This window comes from Clostridium vincentii (assembly GCF_002995745.1).
In the GTDB taxonomy this organism is placed as follows: domain Bacteria; phylum Bacillota; class Clostridia; order Clostridiales; family Clostridiaceae; genus Clostridium; species Clostridium vincentii.
Genome location: NZ_PVXQ01000006.1, coordinates 16,715 through 33,909, shown reverse-complemented (window position 1 = coordinate 33,909; position 17,195 = coordinate 16,715). Strand labels below are relative to the sequence as shown.

Here is a 17,195-nt window from a genome sequence, read left to right as displayed (position 1 = left end):
CCCCTATTTCTCTTATAGATTACCATAAATTTTTCTTAAACATGCCAATTATAACCTTTTACTCAGCTTAAGTATAGTATACTATCCATATGAAATTAAGGAGGAAATGCAATGTTAGAAATTAAGTACCTTACAAAAACATACAAGAAGTTTGATGCTGTTAAAGACTTAAACCTCACTCTAGGAGAAGGTGAAATCGGGGTTCTAGTTGGTCCTAATGGAGCTGGTAAATCAACTACAATAAAATGCATCTCCGGTCTTCTTAAATATGTTGGCAATATAACTATTGGTGGACATTTAAATAAAAGTATAGAAGGCAAAAAAATATTTTCCTATGTTCCTGAACTTCCAGGACTTTTTCCATTACTAACAGTTAGAGAACACATTCATTTTATGGCAAAGGCTTATGGTCTAGATGACTATGATGACTATGCCAATGAATTGTTCGAAATATTTGATCTAAGCGATAAAACCGAAAAATTCGGTTCTGAACTCTCAAAAGGAATGCAACAAAAATTAAGTATATGTTGCGCCTTAATAACTAAGCCTAAACTGCTTCTTTTGGATGAGCCTCTTATTGGTCTTGATCCAAAAGCAATAAAAGAATTACGTAACCTATTGTTAAGACTTAAAAGCGAAGGTGTATCTATGATAATAAGTACCCATCTTTTAGATTCTGTAGATGAACTTTGGGATAGACTTATTATTATGAATAAAGGAACTGTCGTTTTTTCTAAAACTAGAACTGAATTTGAAGCTGATGAAAATATGTCTAATCAAAGTCTTGAGGATATCTTCTTTAAGGTTACTGAGGAAGGTGATAAATAATGAAACCATTTTTATATCTTTTGAAAAGAAATATTATAAATTATATTAAAAGCATAAGACACAAACCTACAAAAGCTATCCCTTTTGTGTTTATTATAGGTTTCATAGTGTTAATGTGCTTCGCTTTTTTTACTGATGATGCACAAGCTGAATCCTTAATTGATTCTAAGTATTTTATTGGCATAACAACAGGAATTCTTTTTGAACTTTTCTTATTCATAATTTATAGTGGCGTTACTCGAAAAAACTTTCGTTATTCAATGAGCGATGTAAATCTTATTTTCACATCTCCTATTAAGTCTCAAAATGTATTATTATATGGATTTGTTAAAGAGATTTCTTTCATGTTTGCTATGTGTTTGTTTTTAATCTTCCAACTACCTAATTTAGCCCTTAAGTTTTCTTTTATTCCTTGGGGGATAATTTATCTATTATTAATCTTAATGGCATTTTTTATAGTGCTTTCATCATTATCTTTATTAATATATGGGTTTTTCTCGAAATATTATAAACATAAGGATCTGGCTATTAAAATTGTTAAATACTTTAACATTGTAGTCTCATTAGGTTTAGCTGCTTATATTTATACTGGAGGCAAAGGTAATTATTATGAATTTGCTATGGATTTCTTTAATAAGGATTGGTGGAACTACATTCCTGTAATGGGCTGGGGTCGTGCATTATTGTCTCAATGTCTAACTGGATTTAATTCTTTTTCACTGATTCATGGTGGATTATTAATCTTTTCCTGCATTGGTGCAATAACTTTACTATACAAATTCAACCTAGACTTTTATGAGGATGCTCTTCCATCTGCAGAGCAAAATGAAGTAGCACAAAGCTATAAAAATAGTGGCTATGATCCTAAACAGCTTTCTAAAATGCAAAACACACGTAAACCTTTTGCTCGAAGAAAGGCAACCCTTACTTATTCTGCTAAATACGCAAAGGCAATATTTTTTAGGCATATGCTAGAATATAAAAAGACAGGATTTTATTTTATAAATATTCTTTCTGGAATATATTTAGTTGCATCGATTGCTGTTGGATTATATTTTGATTTGCCATTCTATGCATACTTATTATTTACCATATATATAATGGTTATATCAACCTATGGTGGTAAATGGTCAATGGACTTTAACGGACATTTCATATTTTTAATTCCAGCAAGTAGTGCATCTAAGTTATTTTATTCTACTTTATCATCTATAATAAAAGTTACGGTAGATAGTTTACTCTTATTTTTACCTGCCGGTTTTTTGATGGGAATTAGTCCAGTAGAAATATTACTATCAATTTTAGCTTATATATCCTTTGGGACAGTATCAACCTATGGCGCAGTACTAAATTATAAGCTTTTTGATAGGGTATCCAATCAAATGATGAAAGGTATCTTTATGATGATAACTTTAATTGTTTATATTCTTCCGGGTATAGTTATTGGAGCATTATTAAGTTTTAAGTTCGAAATTTTTGCCCCTTACTCCCTTCAAATTTCCTTTATTGTTTACAATACTTTGGCTTCTTTGGTTATAGTACAAGCTGCTAAAGGAATTTATGATAGTATAGAGACTTAAAAAATGTAACATTCACCCCCTTAGGGGCACTATATATAAATCCCTGTGGAATTTATTTTATTCAAAAAATTCTGCAGGGATTTTAATTTTTGATTTCAAATTTTAAATTCTACAAACTACTCTCTACTGAAGGAAGCTCTGCAGTAAATATAGTACTATTATCCTTACTTTCAACTGTAATCTTTCCTTTATATTTTTTAACTATAGATTTAGCAATAGAAAGACCTAGTCCATATCCGCCCTTTTCTCTAGCCCTAGACTTATCTACCCTATAAAATCTATCAAAAATCATATCTATATCCTCTTCTGGAATTATCTCTCCCTTATTTTTAACAGAAAAATATATCTTTTGTCTTCGCTCCTTTAATTCAACTTCTATATCACTATTTTTAAATGCATGCTTTATAGCATTATCAATAAATATTCCTACAAGTTGATTAATTCCTTCCTTATCCCCCTGAAATTCTATATTCTCAGCTATATCACACTGTAAATTTAAATTATTTTCAAATAAGACTGCTTCAAAGCTTAAAACCTGATTCATTATTCCATCACTTATATTGAACTTAGTTTCAATTCCTAGTTTCTCATTATTATCAGCCTTTGCTAAATATAATAGATTGTTAACAAGCTTAGCCATTCTATCAGTTTGAAATGATATATAATCTACCCACTTCTTTTGATTTTTTATTGTATCCTCTTCATTTGCTTTAAGAACCTCTATATTTGTCTTAACAACAGCTAATGGAGTCTTCAATTCATGAGATGCATCTGCAATAAATCTTTTCTGAGACTCGTATGCTTCCTCTACTGGCTTTATTGATTTGTTTACAATAACTATACTAACTAGAAACAATAAAGCTATACTAATAGTTCCTATTACAATACATGTAATAATAAGTCTATCCATAGTATCCTCATACATACTACTATCTTGAAAAACTATTTCTACCCCCATAAATGAATTTCTATATGTGTACGCGAAATTATCTTCGCTCTCCGTTATGAAGCCCTTATCCTTTCCATTTTCTAAAGCAGTATTAACCATTGATGCTATAGTCTCTGTCTCTATGTCATCCATACTAGAATATAGTACCGTTGAATTTTTCTTATCATATATAACACTAATACTGCCTTTATTATTTCTAAATTTTGGAGTAGTCTGTCTATTATCAGGAATTGATTCTCCTATTTCATTAGCAAATTCCTGATTTGAGATCCCTTTAATAGAGATTAATTTTTCCTCAATTTGAGAGAAAATCATATTCTCACTGTTTTCTTTAGTAAAAATATATATAGATGTACATATTAGCACCACCATAGAAACAATTAATATCATGGCAGTTGCTATAAATCTAACTTTAAGTTTTTTAAACATATCTATTCACCATCTTTATATTCTAAAATATAACCCATATTTCTAATTGATTTAATAATAACTTTAGACTTCAAATATGAAAATTTCCTTCTTAAAAAGGATACATATACTTCAACATTATTGTGCTCTGCCTCTGATTCAAATCCCCATAGCTTACTTATTATATCGTCCTTATTACTTATCATTCCTGATCTATTTATAAGAACCTCTAACAGGCCACTTTCCTTTGCTGTAAGTTTTACACTTTTATCATTACAGCTTAATTCTAGAGTCCCCATATTAAGGATTATGTCCTTAAATACTAAAGAATTATCACTTAATACTTCGCCTTTTCTTCTACTTAATGCTCTTATTCTAGCTAATAATTCCTCTGTATAGAAAGGCTTTGGCAAATAATCATCAGCACCACAATCAAGTCCTGTTACCTTATCTGAAATCTCCCCCTTTGCCGTAAGCAAAATTACAGGGGTAGCTATTCCGTCTTTTCTTGCTGCTTTTAAAACCTCAAGGCCATTCATTTTAGGTAGCATTATATCTAAAATAATTACCTCATAAATATCTGATAGCATATAATCTAATCCATCTTCACCATCGAAAACTCTATCAACAGTATAATTATTCTTTTCTAATATTGCCCCTAGAGCTTCTGATAATTGTATTTCATCTTCCACTAAAAGTATTCTCATTATTATCACCCTCTTGAAATTATTTTACCATAGAAAGCTTAAATGAAGATTAAATGAAGCTCTCGAATTTATGTTAAATTTTCTTTAAGTTTGGTTTAAGCTTTAAGTTTTATACTACTTATGTAGACGAAAGCGAGGTGATTATATGCCAGCGGTAAAATACAGACATGAATTAAAGCACTTTATAAATTACTCAGATTATCTTCAAATTAAAAACAGACTTAAGTTTATTACTTCCTTAGATAACTTTGCTGATAAAAAAACAGGTCGTTATAAAATTAGGAGTCTATATTTTGATAACATATACGATAAAGTTCTTCTTGAAAAAATCAATGGAGTTGATAACCGAGAAAAATTTAGAATTCGTCTTTATAATGATGATTCTTCTTTTATTAGACTAGAAAAGAAAACCAAAAAGAATGGTCTTTGCCAAAAATTAAATGCAATCATTACTAAAGAGCAATGTGCTCTTATTATAAGTGGAAGCTTAGGCTGGATAAAAGAAACCGATAACCCCCTTTTAATGGAGTTTTATTGCAAAAGCAAATATCAGTTACTAAAACCAGCAACAATAGTTGATTACACTCGAGAAGCCTATCTATATAAAGTGGGTAATGTAAGAATAACCTTTGATATGAATGTTCGATCAGGATTATACTCAAAAAATATTTTTGATAAGGATTTACCTGTAGCGGATCCAATTAGCGATAACTCTATAATATTAGAAGTAAAATATGATGAGTTTTTACCTGAAATAATATCAAATGTAATTCAAACAAATAATAAGCAAGCAACAGCCATATCAAAATATGCGTCCTGCAGAATATATGGATAATAATTTTAAAGGAGATACAAAATGAATGCACAACCAACAACAGAAACAGCAACAACGACTCTTAATGATATTTTTAAATCAAGCTTTATTGAAAAGGCTTCAACCTTTTCAATATTAGATACTGTAATTGCTTTAGCCTTAGCTCTTGCAATTGGACTATTTATTTTTACAATTTATAAAAAGACTTTTAATGGGGTAATGTACTCTTCTAATTTTGCAGTTTCACTAGTAGCCATGACCCTTATTACAACATTAATTATCTTAGCGGTTACTTCTAATGTAGTACTTTCTCTAGGTATGGTAGGGGCTCTATCTATTGTTAGATTTAGAAGTGCCATAAAGGAACCTATGGATATTGCATATATTTTCTGGTCTATTTCGTGTGGTATAGTCCTTGGTGCTGGATTAATTCCTCTTGCCGTCTTCGGCTCTGTAGTTATAGGAGTATTTATGCTTATATTTGTTAACAGAAAAAGTTCTGATAACCCCTATATTCTTGTACTTAATTATTGCACTGAAGAAAGTGAGCAAAACGCAATCACTCTTGTTAATAAGACAGTAAAAAAACATATAATAAAGTCTAAAACAGTATCATCTGATTCTAAAATAGAGCTTACTATGGAAATTAGATTAAATGATATGAGCACATCCTTTGTAAATGAATTAGCTTCAATAAACGGAATTAATACTGCCGTATTAGTAAGCTATAATGGAGATTACATGGGGTAATCCCATGTGTATTTTAAATTGATCAACGAAAAACATGCAAAGATTGTAGCCTGTATAGCTATAGTATGTGCTCTGCTATTTACAGTTACAATATTATTTATACCAAAGAACGTCTCTGATGATGCTTCAGGCACTGCTGCTTACTCAGATACTCTCTTTAATGAAGACGAGGTTTCAGATATACAGATATCCATTGATGATGAATCTTGGGCATCTATCTTAGAGAGCCCTTTAGATGAAACCTATTATAGCTGTGATATAACAATAAATGGAGAAACCTTATATAATGTTGGAATTAGGCCAAAGGGGAATACGAGTTTAACCCAAGTAGCCTCTTCGGATTCTGAGAGATATAGTTTTAAGGTTAAATTTGATGAATATGTAGACGGTCAAACCTATAATGGCCTAGATAAGTTGAACTTGAATAATACTTATTCCGATGCAACATATTTAAAGGAATACATATCCTACGATTTATTTGATTTCATGGGGGTAACTACTCCTGAGACAGCTTTCTCAAATATCACAATAAATAGTGAAAATAGAGGAGTATATTTAGCTGTAGAGGGCTTAGAAGAATCCTATTTATCTAGGAACTATGGCTCTGACAGTGGTAATTTATATAAAGCTGAAGGTACCGGAACTGATTTAGTATGGAATGGGGATACTCAAAGTAATTACTCTGGTCTTAAGGATAATTCTGTAAAGGACATAACTGATGAGGCTTTTCAAAAGGTAATTGATATGATTTCCAATCTTAATGAAGGTACTAACCTTGAAGATTATATTGATGTTGAAGCCACATTGAAATATTTTGCTGTTAGTACTGCCTTAGTAAATCTTGATAGCTATCAATGTAACTTATATCATAACTATTATATCTATGAAGAAGATGGCGTATGTACTATCTTGCCTTGGGATTTGAATTTATCCTTTGGAGCTTTCTCAGGCGGGGGTGGTGGAAATAATGCCAGAAACAATAATGATGGAGATAATGCAACCACTACTACTAATACTACTCGCGGGATTATTAACTTCCCAATTGATGAACCAACTTCAGCCACTCTTGAAGATAGTCCACTTCTATCTAAGTTATTAGAAGTAGATGAATATAAAGATATGTATCATGATTACTTAAATACTATTGTAGAAGAGTATTTTGACAGTGGTACATTTGAATCCAAAGTTAATACAACTTCAACCTTAATTGATAGTTACGTAGAGAATAACCCAACTGCCTTTTATGGCTATGATCAATTTTCTGCTTCTATAGATGAACTTTCTACCTTTGGTACTTACAGAGCTAAAAGCATAGCAATGCAATTATCCGGAGAAATTCCATCAACCAAAGCTGGTCAAAGTGAAGTAGATTTAACTACCTACTTCAGTGAAGATTCAGTAGATATGAATATCCTTGGCTCAATGGGCGGAGGTAATAAGGGAGGTGATCAAGGTAATAATACAGATACCGGGACTGTAGCTGAAGGACAAATGCCTGCTGGCTTTCCGTCTGGAGATATGGACCAAGGAGGTGCTAATATGACCCCATCATCAGATGTTCAGCAAAATGGATCTCCTAACACAGATACAACTAAGTCTGAACGAGATGATAATGGCATGCAAGCACCTGATGGAAATAATATGACTAGACCAGACGGTATGTCCAAAGGAGATACTAATACTTCTATCTCCATTACAAGCATAATTATATTTGCTACAAGCTTTATATCCATAATTATTGCTCTAGTTTTTTCAATTAAGTTTAAAAGAAAAAAATTTAAATTGTAACTATACACAATAACTACGTAAAACCTAAAAATATAGGTATAACGACATTTACGTAAATTAGTGCAAAATATAAGGAGACAGATTTATTTCTGTCTCCTTATATCTATTTAATTAGAGCCTCAAATTCAGCATTTCCTCTAACAGGGTCAAAATCTTTTTCTTCTCTAGCTACCTTTTTCACTCCAGATTCATTTTCTTTAGTGTCTTCTACTTCAATAGCTTTCTTTAAGTTGACTATAGTGCTTTCTACGTCTGCTCTTCGTCCATAAATAGATGCCTTACCATAATAGGTCCATACATAGTCTTCAATTTCTAAAGACTTGTCATAGCAAACTAATGCGTCATTAAATTTTTCATGAAGCTCATAGTTAAAAGCCTTTGTATATAATCCATAGCCATAGTTGGGTTTAATCGTTAATGCTTTATCTATATCCTTCATTCCCTCTTCAAAACCTTTAGTAAAATCTTTACTAAAAGCTTTAGCAAATCCTCTAATATTATATGCCTTATAGCTATCTGGGAACTTCTCAATAATAGCATTTGCTTTTTCTATAGTTCCACTATAATCTTCTTGATAAAAGGTATTAAGCGTATCATTATATAAATTTTCTTCCTCTTGGCTTACCGCAACTTCTACCTTTTCTTCTACTTTAGGTTCTTCTATTGTTACCTCTTCTACCTTTTTATCTTCAGCTACCTTTGATTTTCGATTATCAATTCCAACTTTAATAATTAGTATAACAGCCACTATAACTAGTAAACCTAATAATATTCTCTTAAATTTCTGACTTCCATGTAATTTAAATCTTCCCATCCTATATACTACCTTTCTATTATATTTGCTTTTACTTTTCCTCTATAGACTTTAAATATTCCTTTTGCCCCTCTTCATATAAATTCTTGCCTTCACTATCAATAATTACAACCAAAGGCATATCCTTAACTTCGATTCTCCTAATAGCCTCTGCGCCTAAATCCTCATAGGCAATTATCTCTGACTTTACTATACTCTTAGCAATAAGAGCTGCTGCTCCTCCTATTGCCCCAAAGTACACAGCCTTATTTCTTTTAATTGCATCTATTACCTCTTGATTTCTTGCCCCTTTACCTATCATTCCCTTCAATCCTAAATCTAATAGCTTAGGTGCATAGGGGTCCATCCTATAACTTGTTGTCGGACCAGCTGACCCAATTATCATCCCAGGCTTTGCTGGGCTTGGACCTACATAATATATTATTTCATTTTTTATATTTAAAGGTAACGCTTCATCATTATCTAATAAATCAATTAATCTCTTATGCGCTGCATCTCTTCCTGTATAAAGAACGCCAGATAATAGTACACTATCTCCAGCCTTCAAGTTTTTAACCTTATCTTCAGTAAGTGGTGTAATAATTTTAACCTCCATAATATCCTCCTATAAAATAATTTCTTTGTGCCGAGTTGCATGGCAACTGATATTTACTGCTACTGGCAAACCTGCTATATGTGTAGGATAGGTTTCTATATTAAGTCCCAAGGCTGTAGTCTTTCCTCCAAAGCCTTGAGGCCCTATGCCTAACTTATTTATAGTCTCAAGAAGTTCTTCTTCTAATTCCTTATAGAACTTACTTTTATTTCTTATGTTAATTGGTCTAATTAAAGCCCTCTTAGCTAAATATGCAGCCTTATCAAATGTCCCACCTATTCCAACGCCTATAACCATAGGAGGGCAAGGATTAGGCCCTGCTATCTTAACTGTTTCTATAATAAAGTCCTTTACCCCTTCTAATCCGTCTGCTGGTTTAAGCATTCCTATTCTACTCATATTTTCTGAACCAAAGCCCTTAGGTGCTAAAGTAATTTTAACCCTCTCTCCCGCTACAATATCATAGTATATTACTGCTGGTGTATTATCCTTAGTATTCACTCTATCTATAGGATCCTTTACTACAGATTTCCTTAAATAACCCTCTTCATATCCTTTTCTTACACCTTCATTTATTGCATCCTCTAGTAATCCTCCAACAAAATGAACATCTTGTCCAACTTCTAAAAACACGCAAGCCATGCCTGTATCCTGACACATAGGCATATTTTCATTAAAGGCTATATCTGAATTTATAATTATTTTATCTAATACATCCTCCGCTATTTTATAGGTTTCCTCTTTTTTTGATTTCAATAGAGCTTCTTTTATGTCATTACCGATGTAATAATTAGCCTCTATGCATAAAATTTTTACTGCTTTTTCTATTTCTTTGATATTTATATCCTTCAAATTTCACACCTCCATAAGTATATTATTATTTTATTTGTTTTCTTTGTTCTTTACAAGGCGACAATGTCCCCTATTGTAAAAAAATAAAGAAAACCTTCATTAGGTTTTCTTCATTTTTCTTTATATTTCCTAGGAAATCATTATTTTTCTTCAAAATATTTATTAATTCCGCCAGTAATCCCTTTTACTATTTTATCTTGATGTTCTTCTGTCTTCAATCGTTTCTCCTCATTATAGTTTGATAGGAATCCACACTCAACTATTACACAAGCACCATCATATCCATCTCTTAAAATTTTATATTGATCTTTAGCAGACTTTGCTAGCCTTTTATTATTATCATCTGTGTTTTCTTTAAGAGACTCTTGTACTTTTATGGCCAAATTACTGCTCTTATCATTATTAGCATACCATACCTGTGATCCAAAACATCTTTCTATACTAAACTTATTTTGATGTATAGAAATAAAAACATCACAGTTAGTCTCCTTTTTCATCTTACATCTGGCATTTAGATCTGATATCTTATTTTCTCCTAAAGAATTATCATCTTCTCTAGTCATACAAACCTTATAACCCTCATCTTCTAAACTTTTTTTAAGTTTTTCACTAATAGCTAGATTTATATGTTTCTCAACAGTCCCATTTTTCCCTTGTGCACCACCATCTACACCACCATGTCCTGCATCAATTAGTATTACGCCCTTACTCTCATCTGCCCTTACTACAGTAGACAATGACATTATTACTATTAAAATTCCTATAATAAATCTTTTTATCTTCACAACTAGACCTCCATTCACATACTTTTGTCCTAAGGTTATTATGTGAATTTTTCAATTCTTTATTCCATAAAAAAAATGCCATGATAATTCATAGCATTTAATTTATTAGTTTGAATAATTTTCAATAACACTTTCAGCAATATTTGTTGAATGATCTCCTATTCTTTCCAAATTAATTATTAAATCCAAGAAAATTGCTCCTGAATAGGCATTACACTTTCCATCATATAATCTCTTGATATGTTTTTCTCTAAATTTTCTGTGTGCTGCATCTATTCTAGCCTCTATTGAATCAATACTTCTTGCCTTCTCACAATCTCTATTAGAATAACTTTCGATTGCTACCTGTAGTGCAGTCATTGTATAGTTATAGATTTCATATAAATCCTCTATAGCCCCTGCACTATAAGTAAGCTTTTTGTTAATCTTTTGTTCTGCTAACTCTGCTATATTTTCAGCATGATCTCCTATTCTTTCAATGTCCATAATAACATGAAATGTGGATGCTATTATGCCAGCTTCCTTATCAGATAGATCGCATTTTGAAAGCTTAACTAAGAAAGTTGTAATAGCTTGTTCTAATACATTTATTAGCTCTTCATTTTCATAAACTTTTTTAACTAGTTTCTCATCTTCACTAGTAAATGCATTCATTGATAATTCAAGATTTCTTTTAGCTTTATTAGCCATTCTAATTGTTTCTTTTATAACTTGACCTGCTGCGATTACAGGAGTCTCAAGCAATCTATCATCTATGTATTTTGGAGCAATTTTCTCAAATTCATCCTCTCCGGGTATTATTTTATTTACGACCATAATTAAATATTTACTAAATGGAAGCATTATCATAGTATTAGCTATATTAAAAACGGTATGTGCATTAGCTATTTGTCTAGTTACACTTCCTGAAAAAGAACCCACGAAATCCCCTAGCACACCTAAAAAAGGTATAAATATAATCGTTCCAACTATGTTGAATATTAGGTGTATAGCAGCAGCTTTTTTACCATTTTTATTTGCTCCAACACTAGCTATAAGTGCTGTAACGCACGTACCAATATTACAACCAAATATTATTGGCAATGCAATTTTTATATCAATAGCACCTGCAGTAGCCACTGCAACCAAAATCCCAGTTGTAGCTGAAGAACTTTGTAATACTGCTGTAATTACTGCTCCAGTAATAATTCCTATAAACCAATTGTCTCCAATAGCAATAATTAACTGTTCAAATACTGGTGACGTTGTTAATGGAGTCATTGAAGTACTCATTACTCCCATTCCTGTGAATAGAATACCAAATCCTAGTACTATATTTCCTATTTCTTTTCTCTTTTTACCTCTTGCAAACATCACCATGACAGCGCCAGCAAATACAAATAATGGTGCAATTTGATCTAACTTAAATGAAACTAATTGAGCTGTTATTGTTGTCCCTATATTAGCTCCCATTATAATACCTGTAGCTTGTGCTAAATTCATCACACCTGCGTTAACAAATCCAACTACCATAACAGTAGTAGCACTACTACTTTGGATTACTGCAGCGACAGCAGCTCCGACCGTTACTGACATTATAGGATTACTCGTAATCTTCTCAAGTATTTTTTTTAATCCCTCACCCGCTGCATTCTCAAGACCATCACCCATAAGCTTCATTCCGTATATGAACAGACCAAGTCCACCCATTAATTTTATAATAATTATTAAAGTTGATTCCACAGCTTTTCTCCTTTGCATTATATAAGTATGTCTATAAATAGTTTACTTGATTTTTAACCATTTGTTAATATATTATTAATATATTTAACATGCTCTTAATAAAACTCTTATTAGAATATATAATTTTATATAAGAAAAAATCCCACAAACTTTGAGTTTGCAGGATTTGTAAGCTTCCTAATATTATCTCTTTGAGAATTGAGGAGCTCTTCTAGCCTTTTTAAGACCGTATTTCTTTCTTTCCTTCATTCTAGGATCTCTTGTAACGAAACCAGCTTTCTTTAATTCTGGTCTTAAAGCTTCATCAGCTTTAAGTAAAGCTCTAGTTATTCCGTGTCTTATAGCTCCAGCTTGACCTGTAAATCCACCACCATGTACATTAACTAAAACATCAAATTTATCCTTAGTTGCAGTTAAAACCAACGGTTGGTTTGCTATCATTCTTAAAGTTTCTAGACCAAAATAGTCTTCTATGTCTCTCTTATTTATAGTAATTTTACCATTTCCTGGTACTAGTCTTACTCTAGCAACTGATTTCTTTCTTCTTCCAGTTCCTATATATTGAACTTTTGCCATTTTTTATTCCTCCTCCAGAGCCTGTTTTAGTACTTTAATTCAAGTAATTCTGGTTTTTGAGCTGCTTGATCATGAGTAGCACCTCTATATACATTTAGCTTTCTTAGCATTTGTCTTCCTAAAATTCCTCTTGGAAGCATTCTTCTAACAGCTTCTTCGAAAGCAAATTCTGGTTTCTTAGCTAAAACTTCTCTATAAGGAGTTTCTTTTAATCCACCTACATAACCACTATACTTTCTTAAGAACTTTTGATCTAACTTCTTACCAGTTAAAACAACCTTTTCTGAATTGATGATTATTACGAAATCTCCACAATCAACATTTGGTGTAAATATTACCTTGTGCTTACCTCTTAATATTGAAGCAACTTGGCTAGCGACTCTTCCAAGAGGCTTACCTTCAGCGTCTACAACATACCATTTTCTTTCAACATCTTTTGCTTTTGCAATAAATGATTTCATCTTTTTCCCTCCTTGAACTTACATTTTTACTTTACTTTTATAAGTACTTCTCTTATGTAAAGACCCAGATTAGTGGATCCTTTACTCATAAATTTTTCTAACGAACAAAGTTTATTATAATACACGCATACGGGTGTGTCAACATTTTTCTGTTTTTTTCTGCTTAATAATAAACTTTCTCCAATACTAATCCATTAGCCTTAATACATGGCCCAGCCTTCATTCTATCCAGTGACTCTATGATGTTCCCAACATAATCTGCTTTTATCTTGCCTTTTCCAACTTGAATCAATGTTCCTACTATAATTCTAACCATATTATATAGAAATCCATCAGCAGTCACATGAATTTTTATTGTATCTTTTTCCTTTTCTATACATAATTCATCAATTGTCCTTATCGTAGTTTTCACAGAACTTCCCTTACTTTGAAAAGCTTGAAAATCATGCTGTCCAACAAAGTATTTACAAGCCATTTTCATGCTATCTATGTCAAGGTTCTCCCTTACTTGGCAGCAAAAGTTTTTTCCTATTACAACATTTTCATATCTATTAATTATGGTATAACTGTATGACTTCCCTTTACTACTATATCTAGCATGAAAACTTTCTTCTACCTCTTCTGATTTAATTATTGCAACATCAGATGGCAAATGCCTATTAATAGCTTCTCTAAACCGCTCTGCCGGTATGCTACTACTAGTAATGAAATTACAGACCATGCCTCTGGCATGGACTCCTGCATCAGTTCTAGAGCTTCCTATAGCATCAACCCTCTCATTAGTAGCTTTGTTTAAAGCCTTTTCAAGAGTCCCTTGTACAGTTATATTATTCTTTTGTTTCTGCCACCCACAATAATTAGTACCATCATACTCAATTATTAATTTTACATTTTTCATAGACTCCCTCAATCCTAAATTGCAAATTTTACTAACAAACTAGAAATAAACATTATGCTAAATATTCCATAAGCAATTATATCCCTAAAAGAATACTTTAATTCTTTCATTCTAGTTCTACCAATTGCACCTTTGTAACACCTAGCCTCCATAGCCATAGCAAGCTCATCTGCCCTCCTAAAGGAACTAATGAATAGTGGCACTAGTATTGGAATTAAGCTTTTTGCCCTTTTAATTATATTGCCTGTTTCAAAATCTGCTCCCCTTGCCTGCTGAGCCTTCATTATTTTATCTGTTTCTTCTGTTAATGTTGGAATAAATCTCAATGCTATAGTCATCATCATGGCTAATTCATGAGCTAATTCTTTTCCAATCGGTCTAAGAAGCCTCTCAATACCATCTGTTAGTTCTATTGGTGATGTAGTTAAAGTTAGTAATGAAGTCCCTATAATTAAAAATACTAATCTTAGGGTCATAAATGCAGCTATTCTTAACCCTTCATCATAAACATTAATAAATCCGAATTGGAATATTAAAGTATCTTCTGTTCCTTTAGTCATAAAAATATTTAGACCACCAGTTATTAGAATCAAAATAAAAATTGGCTTTAGCCCCTTTAAAATAAAACTTAAAGGGACTTTTGCATTAATTATTATAGCTGCTAAAAACCCGACGACTATTATATACCCAATAAATTTATTAACAATAAATAAAGAGATTATGAACATTAAAGATATAATGATCTTAGTCCTTGGATCAAGTTTATGTATAAACGACTCTCCTGGCAAGTATTGTCCTATAGTAATATCTTTTAACATCCCACGGCCCCCTTACTTATTCTCAACTAATGATTTAAGTATTTCATCTCTCGCTTGTTCAATAGTATACGCATTATCTGAAACCTTAAATCCTTTTGCCCTTAAAGCTTGTATTAAATAAGTAACCTGTGGTACACCAAGACCTATTTTTTCTAAAGTTTTAACTTCTTTAAAAACTTCTTTTGGGGTACCCTTAAGTACAACTTTACCATGATTCATTACCATTACTTTTAAAGCTATTTTAGCAACATCTTCCATACTATGACTAACTAATATTATTGTCATTCCATACTCTTTATGCAATCTTTGTATTTGCTTCAAAATATCGTCTCTGCCCTTTGGATCTAATCCTGCTGTAGGTTCATCAAGTATCAATGTTTTAGGCTCCATAGCTATTACTCCTGCAATTGCTACTCTTCTCTTTTGGCCTCCGCTCAATTCAAAAGGAGATTTATTCTTATACACTTCATACTCTAATCCAACCATCTCCATTGATCTTTTAACTCTTTCACTGATTTCTCCATCTGATAACCCTAGGTTTTTAGGCCCAAATGCAATATCTTTCTCAATGGTTTCTTCAAAAAGTTGATATTCTGCATACTGAAATACAAGCCCTACCTTCTTTCTTATATCTGTTAATTTTACACCCTTAGCAGTAATATCAATGCCATCTACTATTATTTTCCCCTTACTAGGTTTTAATAAACCATTCATATGTTGAATAATAGTTGATTTACCTGAGCCAGTATGCCCAATAAGTGCCACAAAATCTCCATCCTCTATTTCCAAACTAACATTATCTAATGCTAACTTTTCAAATGGGCTCTTTGGCATATATACATGTGTTAAATTCTCTATCTTAATTGACATAACGCATTCACCATCTCATCTACATTTAATATTTCTGTACTAATATTAATTCCTGCATTTTTTAATTCATATGCAAGCTCAGTTACTTGTGGTACATCAAGCCCTATGTTCTTCATAGTTTCAACTTGAGAAAATACATTTCTTGGAGTACCATCCATTATGATTTTTCCATCGTCTATTACAACAACCCTATCCCCTTCAGCGGCCTCATCCATAAAATGAGTTATTAGGATTATAGTTATTCCGTATTCTTTATTTAACTGTTTTATATTATTCATAACTTCTTTTCTTCCACTTGGGTCAAGCATAGCTGTTGGTTCATCAAACACTATACAATCTGGCTTCATAGCTAAAACTCCTGCTATTGCTACTCTTTGTTTCTGGCCCCCCGATAGCAAATGAGGTGCATGTCTTCTATATTCCAACATCCCTACCGTATCAAGACTTTCATTTACTCTCTTTCTTATTTCCTTTGGTTTAACTCCCAAATTTTCCGGCCCAAAAGCCACATCTTCCTCCACTATCGTAGCAACTAGTTGATTTTCTGGATTTTGAAAGACCATCCCAGCTTTACTTCTAATCTCCCATAGATTATTTGGATCTGAGGTATTTAGCCCATCTACTATAACGGTTCCTTCTGTAGGGATTAATAGAGCATTAATATGTTTTGCTATTGTAGATTTACCAGATCCATTATGCCCAAGTAGAACTATAAATTCTCCTCTTCTAACATTTAGATCTAGTCCTTTTACAGCATAGATTTCTACTTCTTTTTCATCTTCTATAGAAGTATATTTATAAGTTAATCCTTGAAAACTTATCATATTTTCACTCATAGCACTCCTCCTATTTAATCAAATCCTATTTTTCATATATTATACAAAAGAAATTTTCAGCTTTAATATATAGATTTATATATATATCTATAAGCTAAACCTTTTATTATTAATTTTTCAAAATATTACTTTGTTTCTTCTCTA

The 17,195-nt window shown here is 31.9% G+C and carries 18 protein-coding genes; 5 read left to right on the top strand and 13 right to left on the bottom strand.

Annotation, left to right across the window (positions count from 1 at the left end; all coding sequences use genetic code 11):
- Positions 1–111: 111 nt before the first annotated feature.
- Positions 112–828 carry an ABC transporter ATP-binding protein gene (locus CLVI_RS04075; protein ID WP_106058848.1) on the top strand — a complete coding sequence of 239 codons (717 nt, stop codon included), beginning with the start codon at positions 112–114 and terminating at the stop codon, positions 826–828.
- Positions 828–2,408 carry a putative ABC exporter domain-containing protein gene (locus tag CLVI_RS04070; RefSeq protein WP_106058847.1) on the top strand — a complete coding sequence of 527 codons (1,581 nt, stop codon included), beginning with the start codon at positions 828–830 and terminating at the stop codon, positions 2,406–2,408. The genes CLVI_RS04075 and CLVI_RS04070 overlap by 1 nt, the downstream gene beginning before the upstream one ends.
- A 109-nt stretch (positions 2,409–2,517) precedes the next feature.
- Here CLVI_RS04070 and CLVI_RS04065 read toward each other — a convergent pair whose 3' ends face one another.
- Together CLVI_RS04065 and CLVI_RS04060 are read right to left on the bottom strand one after the other, a co-directional pair.
- A complete protein-coding gene (locus tag CLVI_RS04065) occupies positions 2,518–3,786 on the bottom strand; it encodes a sensor histidine kinase (protein WP_106058846.1) in 1,269 nt (422 codons plus the stop codon).
- Positions 3,787–3,788: 2 nt separating this feature from the next.
- Positions 3,789–4,472 (bottom strand): response regulator transcription factor, encoded by a 684-nt coding sequence (locus tag CLVI_RS04060; protein ID WP_106058845.1) that lies wholly within the window; start codon positions 4,470–4,472, stop codon positions 3,789–3,791.
- A gap of 145 nt (positions 4,473–4,617) precedes the next feature.
- Between CLVI_RS04060 and CLVI_RS04055 the strand changes: the two genes are divergently transcribed.
- From CLVI_RS04055 to CLVI_RS04045, 3 genes are read left to right on the top strand one after another with little or no spacing between them, the layout of a single operon-like run.
- On the top strand, positions 4,618–5,307 hold the full coding sequence (locus CLVI_RS04055) for a polyphosphate polymerase domain-containing protein (protein ID WP_106058844.1): 690 nt from the start codon (positions 4,618–4,620) through the stop codon (positions 5,305–5,307).
- A gap of 21 nt (positions 5,308–5,328) precedes the next feature.
- Positions 5,329–6,036: a DUF4956 domain-containing protein gene (locus CLVI_RS04050; RefSeq protein WP_106058843.1), complete on the top strand. Its 708-nt coding sequence runs from the start codon at positions 5,329–5,331 to the stop codon at positions 6,034–6,036.
- A 6-nt stretch (positions 6,037–6,042) separates the two neighbouring features.
- Entirely contained in the window at positions 6,043–7,824 is a 1,782-nt protein-coding gene (locus tag CLVI_RS04045) for a CotH kinase family protein (RefSeq protein ID WP_106058842.1), read from the top strand.
- Positions 7,825–7,927: 103 nt separating this feature from the next.
- Here CLVI_RS04045 and CLVI_RS04040 read toward each other — a convergent pair whose 3' ends face one another.
- The 11 genes from CLVI_RS04040 to CLVI_RS03990 all read right to left on the bottom strand — a co-directional run bounded on the left by CLVI_RS04040 (position 7,928) and on the right by CLVI_RS03990 (position 17,051).
- Positions 7,928–8,638 carry a tetratricopeptide repeat protein gene (locus CLVI_RS04040; protein WP_106058841.1) on the bottom strand — a complete coding sequence of 237 codons (711 nt, stop codon included), beginning with the start codon at positions 8,636–8,638 and terminating at the stop codon, positions 7,928–7,930.
- Positions 8,639–8,669: 31 nt separating this feature from the next.
- Positions 8,670–9,233: a Fe-S-containing hydro-lyase gene (locus tag CLVI_RS04035; RefSeq protein ID WP_106058840.1), complete on the bottom strand. Its 564-nt coding sequence runs from the start codon at positions 9,231–9,233 to the stop codon at positions 8,670–8,672.
- A 9-nt stretch (positions 9,234–9,242) separates the two neighbouring features.
- Entirely contained in the window at positions 9,243–10,085 is an 843-nt protein-coding gene (locus CLVI_RS04030) for a fumarate hydratase (RefSeq protein WP_106058839.1), read from the bottom strand.
- Between the two features lie 140 nt (positions 10,086–10,225).
- Positions 10,226–10,828, bottom strand: coding sequence for an N-acetylmuramoyl-L-alanine amidase (locus CLVI_RS04025; RefSeq protein ID WP_106058929.1), 603 nt, complete (start codon positions 10,826–10,828; stop codon positions 10,226–10,228).
- 147 nt (positions 10,829–10,975) lie between these two features.
- The gene (locus tag CLVI_RS04020) at positions 10,976–12,559 is read right to left on the bottom strand and encodes a Na/Pi cotransporter family protein (protein ID WP_242980554.1); all 1,584 of its coding nucleotides are present in this window, start codon (positions 12,557–12,559) and stop codon (positions 10,976–10,978) included.
- A 216-nt stretch (positions 12,560–12,775) separates the two neighbouring features.
- A complete protein-coding gene (rpsI, locus tag CLVI_RS04015; RefSeq protein WP_106058837.1) occupies positions 12,776–13,168 on the bottom strand; it encodes a 30S ribosomal protein S9 in 393 nt (130 codons plus the stop codon).
- A 26-nt stretch (positions 13,169–13,194) separates the two neighbouring features.
- Entirely contained in the window at positions 13,195–13,629 is a 435-nt protein-coding gene (gene rplM, locus CLVI_RS04010) for a 50S ribosomal protein L13 (RefSeq protein WP_106058836.1), read from the bottom strand.
- Between the two features lie 163 nt (positions 13,630–13,792).
- Positions 13,793–14,527, bottom strand: a complete 735-nt coding sequence (truA, locus tag CLVI_RS04005) for a tRNA pseudouridine(38-40) synthase TruA (protein WP_106058835.1) — start codon at positions 14,525–14,527, stop codon at positions 13,793–13,795.
- Between the two features lie 14 nt (positions 14,528–14,541).
- Complete coding sequence (locus CLVI_RS04000) at positions 14,542–15,345, bottom strand: energy-coupling factor transporter transmembrane component T family protein (RefSeq protein ID WP_106058834.1); 804 nt, start codon at positions 15,343–15,345, stop codon at positions 14,542–14,544.
- Between the two features lie 12 nt (positions 15,346–15,357).
- Entirely contained in the window at positions 15,358–16,215 is an 858-nt protein-coding gene (locus tag CLVI_RS03995) for an energy-coupling factor transporter ATPase (RefSeq protein WP_106058833.1), read from the bottom strand.
- Entirely contained in the window at positions 16,200–17,051 is an 852-nt protein-coding gene (locus CLVI_RS03990) for an energy-coupling factor transporter ATPase (RefSeq protein WP_106058832.1), read from the bottom strand. Before CLVI_RS03990 ends, CLVI_RS03995 begins: the two co-directional genes overlap by 16 nt.
- Between the last annotated feature and the right edge of the window lie 144 nt (positions 17,052–17,195).